The organism is Brevibacterium pityocampae (assembly GCF_039541555.1).
Taxonomy (GTDB): domain Bacteria; phylum Actinomycetota; class Actinomycetes; order Actinomycetales; family Brevibacteriaceae; genus Brevibacterium; species Brevibacterium pityocampae.
The window spans coordinates 1-15,060 of record NZ_BAABGL010000015.1 but is presented as its reverse complement, the minus strand read 5'-3'; the positions used below and the strand labels follow the sequence as shown (position 1 = coordinate 15,060).

The following is a 15,060-nucleotide window of genomic DNA, read 5'->3' as shown; positions in this document are numbered from 1 at the left end:
CAGCTGCCCAGCACGCCCGGCGCCCCGACGCCCGGTGCCCCAACATGTCCCAGCTGCCCAGCACGCCCGGCGCCCCAGCACGCCCAGCGACACAGCATGTCCCAGCGCCCAGCACCCCGCGATCAGGCATTCCCGCCCCACGCACGAGGCGCCCGCCGGCACGATGCCGGCGGGCGCCTCGGGTGCGGTTCGCACCTCACCCGAACCGATCGGTCCACCCGATCAGGCCCGCGCGAGGAGCTGCGCGATCACTGCTGCTTGTAGAACAGCTGCTTGTTGCAGAACTCGTCCATCGCGAGCGGTCCGAGCTCGCGGCCGACGCCGGAGCGCTTGACCCCGCCGAAGGGCAGGAACTCACGCGACTGCTCGGGGCTGTTGATGAAGACCATGCCCGCGTCGATCTGCGAACCGACCTTCGCGGCCTTGTCGACGTCGGCGGAGAACACTGCAGAGCCGAGCCCGAACGGGGTGTCGTTGGCGAGCTCGATGGCCTCTTCCTCGCTCGATGCCTTGAACACCATGAACGCCGGGCCGAACAGCTCCTCGTGGTAGCCGCGCTTGCCGGGCTTGACGTCGGTGAGCACGACCGGCTTCACGAAGGCGCCGGGGGTGTCGTAGTCGCCCTCGCCGGCGTGGATGGTGGCACCGTCGGCGATCGTGGCCTGGACCTGCTCCATGAAGCGCTCCTTGGCCGCGAGGCTCGACAGCGGCGAGAGCTTCGAGCCCTCCGCGCTCGGGTCCTCCGGCGTCGCCTCCTTGGCGACGGCGGTGAGCTTCTCGACGAACTCGTCGTACATGTCGTCCATGACGATCATGCGCTTGGGCGAGTTGCACGCCTGGCCGGTGTTGCCCATGCGGGTGCCGAAGAAGGTCTTCACCGTCGCGTCGAGGTCCGGCGAGTCGAGCAGGATGTACGGATCGGATCCGCCGAGCTCGAGCACGACCTTTTTGAGGTTCTTGCCCGCCGCCGCGGCGACGGCCGAACCGGCGCGCTCGGAGCCGGTGAGGGACACGCCCTGGTTGCGCGGGTCGGGCAGGATGACGTCGGAGACCTGCTCGTTGGTCGCGTAGACGTTGATGTAGGCGTCCGCCGGGAGGCCGGCATCCTGGAAGATCTGCTCCATCACGGCCGCGGACTTGGGGCACTGCGGCGCGTGCTTGAGGATGATCGTGTTGCCCAGCGCCAGGTTCGGAGCGGCGAAGCGGGCGACCTGGTAGTAGGGGAAGTTCCACGGCATGATGCCGAGCAGCGAGCCGACCGGACGGCGGAGGATGTAGGCCTCGGCGTTCTTGGGGCCCTTGAGCTTCTCCTCCTCGATGAAGGCCTTCGCGTTGTCGGCGAAGTAGTTGTAGATGAGGCCGACGAGCGCGATCTCGCCCTGGCCCTCCGGAACCGCCTTGCCCATCTCGAGCTGGATGATCTTCGCGAGCTCCTCGGAGCGCTCGTTGTAGATCTCCGCGACGCGGGCCAGCACCTTGGTGCGCTCCTCGATCGGGGTCTCACGCCATGAGGCGTAGGCCTGGTGCGAGCGCTCGAGCGCATCGGTGATCTGCGCATCGGTGGCGGTGGGGTATTCCTCGACCACCTCGCCGGTGGCAGGATTGACGACCTGGTACTGCGACATGTGCACGCTCCTCTGCGTTGAAGGTCCTCTACCCACGCTATGCCCCGCATTCCAGGCCTGGCAACCGCGAAGCCACCGACGCCCGCCTGGTGAGACAGGTCACAGCGATCGCGGGACGAGTCGGATGAGTAGACTGCTGACGACGGCTCGCGCGCACCGTGCGCCGGCAGTCCCGCCGCATCCGGACGAAGGAGTTCACATGGCCGCCGCCGAGGCGCTCGCCCGCACCTACTACGACACCGTCGATGCCGGGGACCCGGCCGCCACCGCGGCGCTGTTCGCACCCGACGGCACCTACGACCGGCCGGGCTACGACACCCTCACCGGCGCGCAGATCAGCGAGTTCTACCACGGCGCGCGGGTCATCGAGTCCGGCGCGCACACGCTCGACGAGATCATCACCGACGGCAACCGGGCGGCCGTCCGCGGCCGGTTCGACGGCGTGCTCAAGTCCGGCGCCGAGGCGCACGAGGGGTTCGCCGACTTCTTCGACTTCGACGACGCCGGCCTCATCGCGAAGCGCACGAGCTACTTCTTCCGCGCTGCGGTCTGATCACCGGGCCCGGAGCGGCGGGGAGGACCCGCATCGAGTTCCTCCCGCGCCCGGAGCACGCCGGCCTGGATCGCGTCCCGGCGCCGGATCGCCTCGGCCGAGGCGTGCGGGCCGTAGGCCTCCTCGACCTGCTCGACGACCGGCGCCATCCCGTCCGGCGACATGTCCGGCTCATGGATGTCGATGGCGGCGAACGACGGTCCGATGTGCTCCATGAATCCGCGGAACCCCTGCTCGCCGCCACCCATGTGCATGCCCTCGAACGGGCCGACGGCCGCCCAGCGCAGACCGAGCGAGTTCCGCACCACCGCGTCGACGTCGGCCGGGGACACGACACCGCGCTGCACGAGCCCGGCCGCCTCCCGCAGCACCGCGTTCTGCAGCCGGTTCCCCACGAAGCCGGCAGCCTCGGCCTGCAGCACGACGGGCTCCTTGCCGCAGCGCCGGTAGATCGCGAGTGCGCGCTCCACCGACTCCGGTGCGGTCCGCTCCCCCGGCACGATCTCGACGAGCGGCATGACATGGGGCGGGTTGAAGGGGTGCGCGACGAGCACGCGGGCGGCGTCGGCATCGGTCATCCGGGCTGCGATCGTGGACGCGGTGATCGCCGAGGACGAGGACACGAGGAGCGCCTCGTCCGGGGCGTACTCGGCGAGGTCGGCGAACAGCTGGATCTTGACCGCCGAGTCCTCCGGCCCGCTCTCCTGGACCAGGCGCACCCCGTCGACCGCCTCGCCGAGGCACTTGGCCACGATGAGCAGATCCTCGCACTCGGGTGCCTCGTCAGCGATCCCGGCGCACACCTCGGCGAGGTCGGGGCGCGGGTCGAAGATCCGCACGGGCGCCCCGCAGGAGGCGAACAGCCGCGCCCATGACAGTCCGATCGTGCCGGCGCCCACCACGGCCACCGGGCCGAGCCGGGGCTGCCCGGCACGGGCCGCCTGGTTCCCGGCGGGGGGCTGATCGGATCCACCGGAGGGCGGGGCGCCACCGGCGGCGGGCACGTCGACGTTGGTCAGATCGAGATCCGAATCGCTCATGCGAGCAGGGTACTCGCTCGCTCGCCGTCCGCTACCGAGCCGTTGTCGGAACCGCCGTCGGGCCGGGCGGTACCTCGACCGGCCGACGAGTGGCAGAATGAGGCCATGAGCTCTGTAGATTCGAAGGTCCTCGCGATCGCCGAGGACGAACTTGCCGCCGCCCAGGAGTCCGCCGGGATCACCATGCGGGCACTGCACTCCGCGCAGGAGGCCGCCGAGGCGTCCCTCCTCCTCGACGAGGTGTGGAACGTCGGCCGCGCCGGCACCACGCAGCTCGAGCCGGGGCTGCTCATCGCGCTCTCCCACTCCGGGAATTACGTGGCCGGGGCCTTCGATTCCGAGGACGGCTCGATGATCGGTGTCACCGTCGGCTTCTTCGGCGAGCCGCTGGGCAAGATGATGCACTCGCACATCGCCGGCGTGCGCCACGAGCAGGTGGGCCGCGGCACCGGGGCGGCGATGAAGCTCCACCAGCGGCTGTGGTGCCTCAACCGCGGCATCCGGCAGATGACCTGGACCTTCGACCCGTTGATCTCCCGCAATGCGTACTTCAACTTCACCCGCCTGGGCGTCAACGCGCTCGAGTACTTCGAGGACTTCTACGGCCAGATGCGCGACGGCGTCAACGAGGGCCAGGCCTCCGACCGGCTCCTCGTGTCGTGGCGGCTCGACCGCCCGTCCAAGCGGTCGATGCTCGACGAGGAGGCGCTCGAGCGCGCGGTCTACGCCCTCGACCTGGGCGAGGCCGGCGAGCCGGTGCTCAGCGAGGTGCCTCGCAGCACCGAGGTCGCCGCGGTGCGGATCCCCGCCGACGTCGAATCGCTGCGCGGCGACGACGCCGAGCTCGCCACTCGCTGGCGGATGGCGCTGCGCGATGCGGCGACGGGTCTGCTGGGCGACGGCTGGGAGGTCAGCGGATTCCTCAAGACCGGCGTCTACCTCTTCACGCACCCCGACGACGGCCCGCTCGCCGAGGACGAGATCAGCACCGCCGAGGAGGCCGGCCCCCGCGCCTGAGGGCGCTCTGCCTGACCGGCTTCCCGCTACTCCACGAAGGTGAAGAGGTCCGTGCGCATGGTCGCGGGGTCGGCCTCGGGGCTCGGCTCGGTGACGTAGACCTCCCAGAACGGCAGCTGCGGGGTCGCCCCGCTGCTCCCGACCGCGGCCATGAAGTCGTCCCACGCCTGCCCCAGGCCCTCGTAGCCGCCGAGGTGGCTGATCGCGGCGACGCGCCCGGCCGGGATCCGCGACTGCTCGACGACGAAGTCGCCGTCGAGCTCCGCGGGCTCGCCAAGGTCGGCCTCGATCGGCACGCCGACCTCGATGTCCACGGTGTCGTCGGGCGCCCGGTGGTAGAGCGCGAACGCCGGGCCCGCCGGGTGGACGCCGCGCTGCCCGAGCACCGGGAACAGCCCGGAGAACGCGGTGTCGAACAGTGTGCGGAGCTCGGCCATCGGGTACCCGGCGGCCTTGACGACGGCCGTGGTCACCTCGGCGGTGTCGACGAACTCGAGCTCGGTGCGGGGCCCGCCCGCGGGGTCGCCGTTCATGTCGCCTGCTCCGATCCGTCCACGTGCACCGGTCCACTCCTGCGCACCACCGCGATCACTCGCTCCAGTTCGCGCGGAGCAGCTTCTTGTCGAGCTTGCCCACCGAGGTGCGCGGCAGCTCCTCGACGATGATGACCTGGTCGGGCAGCTGCCACTTGGCGAAGCGCTCGCCGAGCACCTCGGCGATGTCCTCGCGGGTGACGTCCTGGCCGTCCCGCGGGACGACGTAGGCGACCGGTCGCTCCTGGTACTTCTCGTCGGGCACGCCGATGACGGCGGCCTCGAGCACGTTCGGGTGATCGAGGATCCCGTTCTCCATGTCGATCGAGGAGATCCACTCGCCGCCGGACTTGATGACGTCCTTGAGCCGGTCGGTGAGCTTGAGGTAGCCCGCCGGAGTGATGACACCGACGTCGCCGGAGCGCCACCAGCCGTCGTGGAACCGTTCGTCGTTGTCCGCGAGCTGATGGTAGCTCGTGGTGATCCACGGACCGCGGAGGAACACCTCGCCGACGCTCGTGCCGTCGCGCGGCAGCTCGACGCCGGTGGGGTCGGCGATCTTCATCTCGACGCCGGCGACCGGCAGGCCCTGCGCGCGCTTGAGGTCCCAGCGCTCCGCCTCGGACAGCTCGCCGAGGTCGGGCTTGATCTGCCAGTTCGCGGACACCACCGGGCTCGTCTCGCTCGCTCCGTAGGCGTGGATGATCTGCGCGCCGGTGAGGTCGGAGAAGCCCTTCATGAGCGACAGCGGCGGCTCGGTGGCCCCGGACACCAGGCGGGCGCGGGACAGGTCGGGGGCCTCGGGCAGCGCCTTGATGTACTCGAGGATCGGCGCGAACAGGGACGGCGCACCGTTGGCGACGGTCACGCCCTCGCTGATGAGCGCCTCGGCGACGTCGCCGATGTTGTCGGCGGTGAACCGGCCGGGCAGCACGACGCGCGCTCCGGCGGCGACCGCGGCCTGCGGGATGCCCCAGGACACGACGTGGAACATCGGGGTGACCGGCATGACGGTGTCGGTGTAGCCCATCTTCAGGGCGTTCATGATGCCCAGGGTGTGGAGGTACATCGAGCGGTTGGAGTAGTAGATGCCCTTGGGTCGACCAGTGGTGCCGGTGGTGTAGCCGGCGTAGCAGGCGGTCGTCTCCTCGACGAACTGCCAGTCGTACTCCTCCGGGCGGTCGGCGATGAGGTCCTCGTAGAAGTGGACGTTCTCCAGGCTGGTGGAGATCTCCGAGGACGGCTTGTCCGTCATCACCACCCAGCCCTTGACGGTGGAGCGGACCTCCTCCTTCTGCGCGAGCTGCTCGGCAATCGGCAGGAGTGACTCGTCGACGAACACCCATTCCGCCTGCGAGTGCTCGACGACGTAGACGAGGTCGGCCGGGGCCAGGCGGAGGTTCATCTGGAGCATCGTCGCGCCCACCGAGGGGACGGCGAAGTAGAGCTCGAAGTGGCGCAGCTGGTTCCAATCGAGCACGCCGGCCATGGTGCCCGCCCCGATCCCGAGCTCGTCGAAGGCGTGGGCGAGCTGCGCGACGCGGCGGCGCATCTGCGCGTAGTCCGTGCGGTGCCAGGCGCCGTCGATGCTGCGGTGGACGATCTCCGTGTCCGGGAACACCGTCGCCGCGTGCGTGAGGAAGGAGCTGATGTTCAACGGGTAGTCGTCACCCATGGTCGACGGGATTCCTCTGAGCATCGGAGCTCCTTCTCACTTCGCTGTGTCCGGGTCTGGCGGGTCTGGCGGTGCTGGTGGTGCGGTGGTGCGGTGGTGCGGTGGTGCGGTGGTGCGGTGGTGCGGTGGTGCGGTGGTGCGAATGAAATCGTATCGCGTGATCGGCATCACGCTCGAATTCCGGACAAACAGCTGACATTTCCTCATCGACCGCCGCCGAGGTGCACATCGGCGAGGCTGTTCGTGCACCCTGACATATCCCGCGGCGACGAGAACGGGCCGGGGATCGCCGCTGCGGTCCCCGGCCCGACTCGAACCGTGACGACACCTCGATCCCGGCTCACTTCTCGGCACTGGCCCGCACCTCGGCGACCAGCACCTCGGCGAGCGTCACTCCACCGGCTGCGGTCCCGGGAAGTCGGGCAGCCACTCGGGGTAGTCCGCGGGGATGCGGGCGGGGAACTCCGGCGGACGCTTCTCGAGGAACGAGGTCACGCCCTCCTTCGCGTCCGACATCCGGCCGAGCTCGTAGATCCCGCGCGAGTCGAGGCGGTGCGCCTCCCACGGCGAATCCGCACCGAGCATCCCCCACAGCATCTTGCGACCGGCGGCCATGGTGAGCGCCGAGGAGCCCTCGACGAGCTCCCGGGCGACCGCGTAGGTCGTGTCCATGAGCTCGCCGGCAGGCACCACGCGGGACACGAGCCCCGCCTCGAGCGCCTCCTGCGGGCCGAACACGCGCCCGGTGTACACCCATTCGAGTGCCCGGTTGATGCCGACGACGCGCGGCAGGAACCACGTCGAGGCCGCCTCGGGCATGATCCCGCGCTTGGCGAACACGAAGCCGAACTTCGCGTCCTCGCTCGCGATCCGGATGTCGCACGGCAGCGTCATCGTCGAGCCGACGCCCACGCCGGCGCCGTTGAACGCGACGATCACCGGCTTGCGCATCGCCGCGATCGCGAGCGACACCCGGCCTCCGCCGTCGCGGCGCACGCCCTCGATCGTCTCCCCGCCGTCACCGGCGACGTCGACCGCGGCGGATTCGCGCGCGTCGTAGTCGAAGGTGTCCGCGCCGCCGGACAGGTCCGCGCCGGGGCAGAAGAACCGCCCCTTGCCGGTGAACACGACGACCTTGACGCCGTCGTCGGCGTCCGCCTTCCGGAACGCCGCGATGAGCTCCTGGCCCATGAGCGCGGTGAACGCGTTCTTGGTCTGCGGGGAATCGATGGTGATGGTGGCGATCTGCTCGCTCACCTCGTAGGTGATGTGGGTGTACTCGGACATCCTCGTCCTCTCGCTCGGGTGGGGTGGCGCTCAGGTGCTGGAGCGCAGCTGCTGGGGCGCGGGCGCGCGCTCAGAAGACCGAGTACCCGCCGTCGATGACGAACTGCTGGCCGTTGGTGTAGGCGCTGCCGGGCCCGGCGAGGTACACCGCGGCGGCCGCGAAGTCCTCCGGGGTGCCCCAGCGGCGGATCGGCACGCGTTTGATGACCTTCTCGGTGAAGGTGTCGTTGCCCACCGCCGCGCTCGTCATGTCGGTCGCGATCCAGCCGGGCAGGATCGCATTGGTGCGGATGCCGTAGCGCGCGTACTCGGTCGCCAGACCGCGCATGATCGCGAGCACCGCGCCCTTGGTCGCGCCGTAGTGGACGTTCGTCGCCGCGCCCTCGATGCCGGCGAGCGAGCTCACCGCGACAAGCGAGCCGCCGGACTCCTGAGCGATCATCTGCTTGATCGCGGCCTGGAAGCTCAACACCACGCCGTCGACGTTGACCGCCGCGACGTCGTGGAACTCGTCGATCGTCATCTCGTGGAACGGCCCCTTCTTCCCGCCGATCCCCGCGTTCGCAATGAGCGAGTCGACGCGTCCGAACGCCTCGATCGTGCCCGCCATCGCGGCCTCGACCTGGGCGGGGTCGGACACGTCGCAGGCGAAGGACTTGACGGGGGCGAGCTGTGAGAGCTCGGACTCCGCGGCGGCATTGCGCTCGGTGTTCCGGCCCCAGATCGCGACCGAGGCGCCCGCCTGCGCGAGCCCGCGGGCCATCCCGAGGCCGATGCCGTTGTTGCCGCCGGTGACCACGGCGACGTGACCTTCGAGGTTGAGGAAATCAGCCATCGTCGGTCACTTCCCTTCGAACTTCGCGGCGCGCTTCTCCCGGAAGGCGGCGACGCCCTCGGCGAAGTCGGCGCTGCCCTGCAGGCGCGACTGGCCCTCGGCCTCGCGGTCGAGGGCGGAGTCGAGCTCGGACAGCGCGACCTGGTTGACGGCGTACTCGGTCTCCCCGAGCGACAGCGTGGGGCCGGTGGCGAACCGGGCGGCGATCTCCCGCGCCCGTTCGAGGTAGGTCCCACCGGGAGCGACCTCGGTCGCCAGTCCCCAGTCGAGGGCGGTGGCGGCCTTGACCTTCTCCGCGGTGAGCGCCATGCGCAGCGCGCGGTGGCGCCCGGCCGAGGCGGCGACGAGGGCGGTCGCGCCCCCGTCGGGCATGAGGCCGATCTTGGTGAAGGCGAGCATGAGGTAGGAGTCCTCGCTCATCACGACGTAGTCGCAGATGAGCGCGAAGGAGCAGCCCACGCCAGCGGCCGGACCGGACACCGCGGCGATGGTCGGGACCTTGAGGTCGCGGATCTTGCGGATGATCGCGTTGATGATGTCGAGGCCGACGCCCTTGCGCTCACCGCCGGCCGCGGAGTCGCCGCCGAGGTCGGCACCGGAGCAGAAGGAGCGCTCGTCGCCGGTGATGACGACCGCGCGCGCCTCGGTCGCGGCCCGGTCGACCGCCGCTTCGAGGGCGGCGGCGACCTCGCGGGTGACCGCATTGAGCGCCTGCGGGCGGATGAACTGAATGGTCATGACACCGTCGTCGACGGTGACCTTGAGGTGCTGATCGTGCTGATCGGCCATGATCGGACCTTTCGTCTGTGGAGTGCGGGTGAGGGCTCGGCCGGGCCGGGCCGGGAGGACCCGCCCGGGGGCCGGAATGCCGGCGCCGAGCGGGTCGCCGGCTCAGGCCTCGGGCTTGACCTCGAGGAGGACCTTGCCGAGCACGGCCCGGTTGTCGAGCTCGGAGATCGCCGCACCCGCCTGCTCGAGCGGGTAGGTCGCGTGGATGTGCGGGTTGAGGCGGCCGGCGGCGACGTGCTCGGAGATCACCTCCCACTGCTCGGCGATGAGGTTCGGGTTGCCGCGGGTCGCCTCGCCCCAGGCCACGCCCACGACGGAGATGTTCTTCAGCAGCAGGCGGTTGACCTTGACGGTGGGGATCTCGCCGGCGGTGAAGCCGAGCACCTGGAGGTGCCCGAAGCGCTTGAGGCAGCGCAGCGAGTCGGTGAAGCGGTCGCCGCCCACCGGGTCGTAGACGACGTCGACGCCGTCGGGGAAGATCTCGAGGACGGCGTCCTTGAAGCCCTCGGCCTTGACGACGTGGTGCGCGCCGAGCTCCTTGACCATCGCGGCCTTGTCGTCGGTCGACACGACGGCGACGACCTCGAGGCCCATCGCGAGCGCGAGCTGCACGCCGGCCGAGCCGAGTCCGCCGGCGGCCCCGTGCACGAGCACCGTCTGGCCGGGCTGGACGTTGCCGCGCACGCGCAGCGAGAAGTCGGCGGTGAGGAGGTTCATCGGCATCCCGGCGGCGTGGGCGAGGCTGACCGGGTCCGGGACCTTGACGGTCTGCTGGTCGGCCGCGACGAGGTACTCCGCGAAGGTGCCCTTGCCGGTGATCGCGGCGACGCGGTCGCCGACGGCGAAGCGGGAGCCTTCACCGACCTCGACGACGGTGCCCGCGGCCTCGGAGCCGAGCACGAACGGCAGCTCGTGGCGCACCTGGTACATGCCGCGGGTCTGCAGCAGTTCGGGGAAGGTGACGCCGGCGACGGCGACCTCGATGAGGACCTCGCCGGGGCCGGGGACGGGACGCTCGGCGTCGACGAATTCGACGGCCTCGGGTCCGTCGAGGCGGGTGACGTGGATGGCCTTCATGTGTCTGTCTTCTCTCTGTCGGGGTTCGGGTGCGGGGTGTCAGGTTGGGGGTGGGTGCCTCGGGCCGGGCTGCCGGCGCCGAGGTGCCCGCGGGTCCGGCTAGGCGGGCGCCTGCTCGGTGAGCTTGCGTTTGACGAGCTTGCCGGTGGGGGTGCGGGGCATCTCGTCGATGAAGTAGAACTTCCGCGGGATCTTGTAGCGGGCGACGTGGTCGGCCAGCCAGGTCCGGATCCGGATCTGCTCGGCGAGATCCTCGCCGGGGCGCACGTGGTCCTCGGCCTCGATGTAGGCCACGGCGATCTCGCCGAGCTCCTCGTCCGGTTCGGCGATCACCGCGACGTCCTTGACGTCGGGGTGGAGCGCGAGCTCGCTCTCGACCTCCTGCGGGTAGATGTTCACCCCGCCGGTGATGATGAGGAAGCTCTTGCGCTCGGCCATGAAGAGGAACCGGTCCTCGTCGAGGTGGCCGAGGTCGCCGATCGTCGTCCAGTGCTCGTGGACGGGATGCCGGGTGCCGGCGGTCTTCGCCTCGTCCTTGTAGTAGACGAAGAGGTCCTTGTCCGGGTCGGCCTCGAAGTAGATCGTGCCGACCTCGCCGGGCGGCAGCTCCTCGCCGTCGGGCCCGCAGATGTGGGCGATGCCCATGAGGCCGTCGCGGCCCACGGAGCCGGGCTTGCGCAGGGACTCCTCGCTGTTGATCACGGTGATGCCGTTGGACTCCGTGGCGGCGTAGTATTCGTTGATCACCGGGCCCCACCACTCGATCATCGCGCGCTTGACCTCGATCGGGCAGGGCGCGGCGGCGTGGATGGCGGCCCTCATGCTGGACACGTCGTACTTCTCGCGCACCTCGGCGGGCAGCTTGAGCATCCGGATGAACATCGTCGGCACCCACTGCGAGTGGGTGACGCCGTGCTCCTCGATGAGGCCGAGCGCGGTCTCCGCGTCGAACTTCGGCATCACGATCACGGTGCCGCCGCGGGCGTGGGTCGTCATCACGAAGCGGATCGGGGCGGCGTGGTAGAGCGGGGCCGGGGACAGGTAGACGGTGTCCTCGCCGAACCCGTAGAGGGCGGTGAAGAGCTGGATGAGCGGGACGTTCTCGTCCTCGACGGACTGGTCCTTGAGCGTCGGCAGGATCCCCTTGGGCCGGCCGGTGGTGCCCGAGGAGTAGAGCATGTCGTCGCCGCGCGGCTCGTGGTCCGGGCGCTCGGGGCTCGCGGCGGCGAGCACCGCCTCGTACTCCTCCGCACCCGGCAGCGGGCCGCCCACGGCGATCCGCTGCGGGATGTCGGCGCACTCCTCGTTGAGCTCGTGCGCGGACTTCAGCCCGGTGGAGACGAGGACGACGGAGGCGTCGCAGTCGTGGATGATGTAGGAGCTCTCCGCGGGCGTGAGGTGCTGGTTGACGACGGTGATGAACGTGCCGCTGCGCAGGGCCGCCCAGTACGCCTCGATGATCTCCATCCGGTTCTCCGCGATCATCGCGACGTGGTCCCCGGGCTGCAGACCGAGCGCACGGAAGTGGTTGGCGAGCCGCAGGGAGCGGTCCTCGAGCTCGGCGTAGGTGAGGGTCTCACCGGTGTCGGCCATGATCACGGCCGGCTTGTCGGGGGTCGTCGCCGCCCACTTGCCTGGGTACATGCACATCACTTCCTCGTGATCGGAGAACTGCCGCGTCGGCCGGGCGTCCGGACGGACCGACCGAGCGCGTCGCCGGCACACCCTTGTGGACCGGCGGTTGAGGACTACAATCAATCTTACCGAACGCTTGTTCAGAAACGTTAGTAGGAAACCCGGCCGGACACAAGACCCGCCCTCGGCCCGGTCGGTCCGGCCGGACCTGCCGGGACGGGTCGGACCGGACAGACCGACACTGGCCGACCCGACCAACCCCCGACCAGCCCAGACCCCGCCCTCGACCCGGATGAGGATCATGACCGCATCGCACTTCGCCGAACACACCGCCCGACTCACCCGCGAGCTCATCCACACGCTCGTCTCGGAGACCGACGACGCCCGCCTCGCCGAGCACACCGCGTTCATCGCGGAGAAGCTCGCGGCCGCGGCGGCCGACCCGGCGGCGGTCACCCTCGACGACCCGCACCCGCAGCGCAGCCACATCGAGCACGACATCACCCCGGCGTCCTCGGCGCGGAATCCGATCGCCCCGCCGATGGACATCCGCTGGGACGGCGAGGAGTCCCGCTGCTCGCTCACGCTGCCGCTGCAGTACCAGGGCCCTCCCGGTCGGGTGCACGGCGGGGTCGTCGCGCTCATGCTCGACCACGTGCTCGGCAATGCGGCGAACTCCGGGGATGCGCCGCGCGCCTACACCCGCTACCTCAACGTGCAGTACGACGCGGCGACCCCGGTGGGTGAGCCGCTCGTGGTCACCGGCCGAGTCGTCCGGCAGGAGGGCCGCAAGCGCTTCCTCGAGGGCGAGGTCACCTGCCACGGCGAGGTGCGGGTGCGCGCGGAGGGGCTGTGGATCGAGGCGAAGCAGTGACTGCCGCGCAGCCGCTGCCGGCGACGATGCGGGCGGCGCGCCTCACACTCGATGAGAACCTCGCGGCCGAGCAGCCCGTGCCCGCCCGTTCCGGGACGGGGCTGGAGGGCCGGGGCCTGAGCTACGGGGTCGCCGACTTCCCGGTGCCCGTGCCGGGACCCGGACAGGTGCTCGTCGAGATGGCGTACGCCTCCGTGTGCGGATCCGACGTGCACCTCGCGCTCGACGGCTTCCACCGCCCGGAGATGCTCGACGCACCGGGCTACCCGGGACACGAGGGCGCGGGCACGATCGTCGCGGTGGGCGCAGACGTCCACCTCGCAGGCGCGGACGGCGAGACCACCCCGGGCGCGCTCTCCCCAGGCATGCGCGTCATCACGGTGCCGAGCGGGCGCCTCGGCGGATGCTTCGCTCAGTACCAGGCGATCGACGCCGGCTCCGTCATCCCGCTGCGAGAGGACGACGTGCTCGAGCGGGCCCTCATGGCCCAGCAGCTCGGCTGCACGATCGCCGCGCTCGCCAAGTACTGGCGTGAGGGCACGCGGACCGCCGCGGTGCTCGGCCTCGGCTCCGCCGGCCAGTTCTTCACCCAGCTGCTCCGGGCCCGCGGAGTCGAGGTGTACGCCTCCGACGTCGATGCCGCGCGGATCGGGTTCGGGCGCGAGCTCGGGGCGCGGGCCGTCCACGCCGATGAGCTCGACGCTCTCGTCGCCGGGGCGCATCCGGAGGGTGTCGACCTCGTCGTCGAGGCCGCCGGGCTCGACGCCACACGCGCGCAGGCCGTCGAGCTCGCGCGTCACCGCGGTGTCGTGGGGGCCTTCGGCTACCCCGAGACCTGGGAGGGGACCTTCCCGACGATGGCGGCGTTCCGCAAGTCGGTCACCGTCGAATGGTTCTCCAACGCGCAGGGCGAACCCGGTCAGTGGTGCTTCCACGAGGCGCTCGAGGCGATCCGCACCGGCGCAGTCAGGGTCGACCACATGACGCAGGTGCGGATGGGGCTCGAGGACGTGCCTCGTGCGCTCGAGGCGACCCGCGCCCACGGCGAGGGAGCCGCCAAGATCACCATCACCATCCGCCCCTGAGACCTCAATTTTCGAAGGTTCCTGAGAGCGGAAACGCCGTTTTTCGCACAGTCAGTGCGCTGCAGCGGGTCCTGCAAGAGATGCACTGAGCGCGGATGCGCCGCCTCCAGATGCACTTCGCCGCGGAGCAGTGCGCGAACTGCGCGGTATCCGGAACCGAGCGCGCAATTGAGCGCTCCGAACGGGATACTCCGCAGTTCGCGTGCGCTCCGCCCCGCTCACAACCGCTCGATGACCGCGTCGACCGTGTGCAGATTGCGGGCCGTCCCGCCGAGGCGCCGGCTGATCGCCGCCGCCGGCTTCGACGCCGCCAACCCGCCCGGGGTAAGGAGGTAGGCCGTCGTCCCCTCCACCGCCACCTCGGTGTCCGTGCCCGAGGTGAGAGCCCGGATCTCGTCCATCACACCGGCCGACGGCGCGGACTCGAGGAGGATCAGGTGGCAGAACCGCGGGTCGTCCGGCGCATAGGGGCAGGCCTGCCGGGCGGCGGCGAGCACCTCGGCGGAGCGCACCGCGACCGGGACCGGGAAGCCCACGCGCTGTTCGAGGGCGGTGGCGATGCGCACGGCCCACGCCTCGGCCGCGGTGGCATCGGTGCCGCTGTCACCGTCGTGCTCGCCGCCGCCGGCTGTCAGACCTGCTCCCGCAGGATCGTCGCCCGCAGGGTCATCACCCGCACCGGCCTCCGCGGTGAAGACGATGTTCCCCGACTGGATGTACGTGGCCACGTCGGAGGCGCCGAGCTCGCCGAGCACGGCACGAACCTCGGCCATGGGAAGGCGGTGTGCACCGCCGACGTTGACCCCGCGGAGGAAGGCGGCGAACCGCCGCTTGGTCAGCTGTCCGGACATCGGAACTCCTTTCGCAGGAAGAACGCACCCCCACCACTCCCCTGCCGCGGCACCAGTTGCCGCAGCCGGGGTGAGAGTGCAATTTCTGAAGGATCTGTTCAGGTGGTGTCAAGCTTCTAACGCATCAGGAGCTTTTCGAACATGTCGGCCGGGGTCTGCAACTCGAGTGTGGGCCTCGGCCGCG

General features: G+C 70.4%; 14 protein-coding genes. 4 read left to right on the top strand and 10 right to left on the bottom strand.

The window, feature by feature from the left end; all coding sequences use genetic code 11:
* Nucleotides 1–248: 248 nt before the first annotated feature.
* Nucleotides 249–1,625, bottom strand: coding sequence for an NAD-dependent succinate-semialdehyde dehydrogenase (locus ABD883_RS09925; RefSeq protein WP_345031771.1), 1,377 nt, complete (start codon nt 1,623–1,625; stop codon nt 249–251).
* 199 nt (nt 1,626–1,824) lie between these two features.
* On the opposite strand from ABD883_RS09925, the gene ABD883_RS09920 reads away from it, so the two are divergent.
* The gene (locus tag ABD883_RS09920; protein ID WP_345031769.1) at nt 1,825–2,178 is read left to right on the top strand and encodes a nuclear transport factor 2 family protein; all 354 of its coding nucleotides are present in this window, start codon (nt 1,825–1,827) and stop codon (nt 2,176–2,178) included.
* Here the strand turns inward: ABD883_RS09920 and ABD883_RS09915 are convergent.
* On the bottom strand, nt 2,154–3,218 hold the full coding sequence (locus ABD883_RS09915; RefSeq protein WP_345031767.1) for a 3-hydroxyacyl-CoA dehydrogenase NAD-binding domain-containing protein: 1,065 nt from the start codon (nt 3,216–3,218) through the stop codon (nt 2,154–2,156). The two genes, ABD883_RS09920 and ABD883_RS09915, sit on opposite strands and share 25 nt — an antisense overlap.
* A gap of 105 nt (nt 3,219–3,323) precedes the next feature.
* On the opposite strand from ABD883_RS09915, the gene ABD883_RS09910 reads away from it, so the two are divergent.
* Nucleotides 3,324–4,235: a hypothetical protein gene (locus tag ABD883_RS09910; RefSeq protein ID WP_345031765.1), complete on the top strand. Its 912-nt coding sequence runs from the start codon at nt 3,324–3,326 to the stop codon at nt 4,233–4,235.
* 26 nt (nt 4,236–4,261) lie between these two features.
* Here ABD883_RS09910 and ABD883_RS09905 read toward each other — a convergent pair whose 3' ends face one another.
* From ABD883_RS09905 to ABD883_RS09875, 7 genes are all read right to left on the bottom strand, one after another.
* Nucleotides 4,262–4,768 (bottom strand): GyrI-like domain-containing protein, encoded by a 507-nt coding sequence (locus tag ABD883_RS09905; RefSeq protein WP_345031763.1) that lies wholly within the window; start codon nt 4,766–4,768, stop codon nt 4,262–4,264.
* A 55-nt stretch (nt 4,769–4,823) separates the two neighbouring features.
* Nucleotides 4,824–6,467, bottom strand: a complete 1,644-nt coding sequence (locus tag ABD883_RS09900) for a long-chain-fatty-acid--CoA ligase (RefSeq protein WP_345031760.1) — start codon at nt 6,465–6,467, stop codon at nt 4,824–4,826.
* Between the two features lie 366 nt (nt 6,468–6,833).
* Nucleotides 6,834–7,730, bottom strand: a complete 897-nt coding sequence (locus tag ABD883_RS09895) for a crotonase/enoyl-CoA hydratase family protein (protein ID WP_247423231.1) — start codon at nt 7,728–7,730, stop codon at nt 6,834–6,836.
* A 70-nt stretch (nt 7,731–7,800) separates the two neighbouring features.
* Nucleotides 7,801–8,565 carry an SDR family NAD(P)-dependent oxidoreductase gene (locus tag ABD883_RS09890; protein ID WP_345031757.1) on the bottom strand — a complete coding sequence of 255 codons (765 nt, stop codon included), beginning with the start codon at nt 8,563–8,565 and terminating at the stop codon, nt 7,801–7,803.
* Nucleotides 8,566–8,571: 6 nt separating this feature from the next.
* Entirely contained in the window at nt 8,572–9,354 is a 783-nt protein-coding gene (locus ABD883_RS09885) for an enoyl-CoA hydratase-related protein (RefSeq protein ID WP_247423235.1), read from the bottom strand.
* A 102-nt stretch (nt 9,355–9,456) separates the two neighbouring features.
* Complete coding sequence (locus tag ABD883_RS09880; protein ID WP_247423237.1) at nt 9,457–10,431, bottom strand: NADPH:quinone oxidoreductase family protein; 975 nt, start codon at nt 10,429–10,431, stop codon at nt 9,457–9,459.
* A 99-nt stretch (nt 10,432–10,530) separates the two neighbouring features.
* Nucleotides 10,531–12,081, bottom strand: coding sequence for an acyl-CoA synthetase (locus ABD883_RS09875; RefSeq protein WP_345031752.1), 1,551 nt, complete (start codon nt 12,079–12,081; stop codon nt 10,531–10,533).
* A gap of 286 nt (nt 12,082–12,367) precedes the next feature.
* Here ABD883_RS09875 and ABD883_RS09870 point away from each other — a divergent pair, with 286 nt between their 5' ends.
* The gene (locus ABD883_RS09870; RefSeq protein WP_175406887.1) at nt 12,368–12,940 is read left to right on the top strand and encodes a PaaI family thioesterase; all 573 of its coding nucleotides are present in this window, start codon (nt 12,368–12,370) and stop codon (nt 12,938–12,940) included.
* A complete protein-coding gene (locus tag ABD883_RS09865) occupies nt 12,937–14,025 on the top strand; it encodes a zinc-binding dehydrogenase (protein WP_137318960.1) in 1,089 nt (362 codons plus the stop codon). Before ABD883_RS09870 ends, ABD883_RS09865 begins: the two co-directional genes overlap by 4 nt.
* A gap of 218 nt (nt 14,026–14,243) precedes the next feature.
* On the opposite strand, the gene ABD883_RS09860 is transcribed toward ABD883_RS09865, so the two are convergent.
* On the bottom strand, nt 14,244–14,876 hold the full coding sequence (locus ABD883_RS09860; RefSeq protein WP_345031749.1) for a DUF1697 domain-containing protein: 633 nt from the start codon (nt 14,874–14,876) through the stop codon (nt 14,244–14,246).
* Between the last annotated feature and the right edge of the window lie 184 nt (nt 14,877–15,060).

Bases quoted from the DNA above. Each gene is read 5' to 3' on its own strand.
- ABD883_RS09925 (WP_345031771.1), bottom strand. From the start codon at position 1,625: ATGTCGCAGTACCAGGTCGTCAATCCTGCCACCGGCGAGGTGGTCGAG.
- ABD883_RS09920 (WP_345031769.1), top strand. From the start codon at position 1,825: ATGGCCGCCGCCGAGGCGCTCGCCCGCACCTACTACGACACCGTCGAT.
- ABD883_RS09915 (WP_345031767.1), bottom strand. From the start codon at position 3,218: ATGAGCGATTCGGATCTCGATCTGACCAACGTCGACGTGCCCGCCGCC.
- ABD883_RS09910 (WP_345031765.1), top strand. From the start codon at position 3,324: ATGAGCTCTGTAGATTCGAAGGTCCTCGCGATCGCCGAGGACGAACTT.
- ABD883_RS09905 (WP_345031763.1), bottom strand. From the start codon at position 4,768: ATGAACGGCGACCCCGCGGGCGGGCCCCGCACCGAGCTCGAGTTCGTC.
- ABD883_RS09900 (WP_345031760.1), bottom strand. From the start codon at position 6,467: ATGCTCAGAGGAATCCCGTCGACCATGGGTGACGACTACCCGTTGAAC.
- ABD883_RS09895 (WP_247423231.1), bottom strand. From the start codon at position 7,730: ATGTCCGAGTACACCCACATCACCTACGAGGTGAGCGAGCAGATCGCC.
- ABD883_RS09890 (WP_345031757.1), bottom strand. From the start codon at position 8,565: ATGGCTGATTTCCTCAACCTCGAAGGTCACGTCGCCGTGGTCACCGGC.
- ABD883_RS09885 (WP_247423235.1), bottom strand. From the start codon at position 9,354: ATGGCCGATCAGCACGATCAGCACCTCAAGGTCACCGTCGACGACGGT.
- ABD883_RS09880 (WP_247423237.1), bottom strand. From the start codon at position 10,431: ATGAAGGCCATCCACGTCACCCGCCTCGACGGACCCGAGGCCGTCGAA.
- ABD883_RS09875 (WP_345031752.1), bottom strand. From the start codon at position 12,081: ATGTGCATGTACCCAGGCAAGTGGGCGGCGACGACCCCCGACAAGCCG.
- ABD883_RS09870 (WP_175406887.1), top strand. From the start codon at position 12,368: ATGACCGCATCGCACTTCGCCGAACACACCGCCCGACTCACCCGCGAG.
- ABD883_RS09860 (WP_345031749.1), bottom strand. From the start codon at position 14,876: ATGTCCGGACAGCTGACCAAGCGGCGGTTCGCCGCCTTCCTCCGCGGG.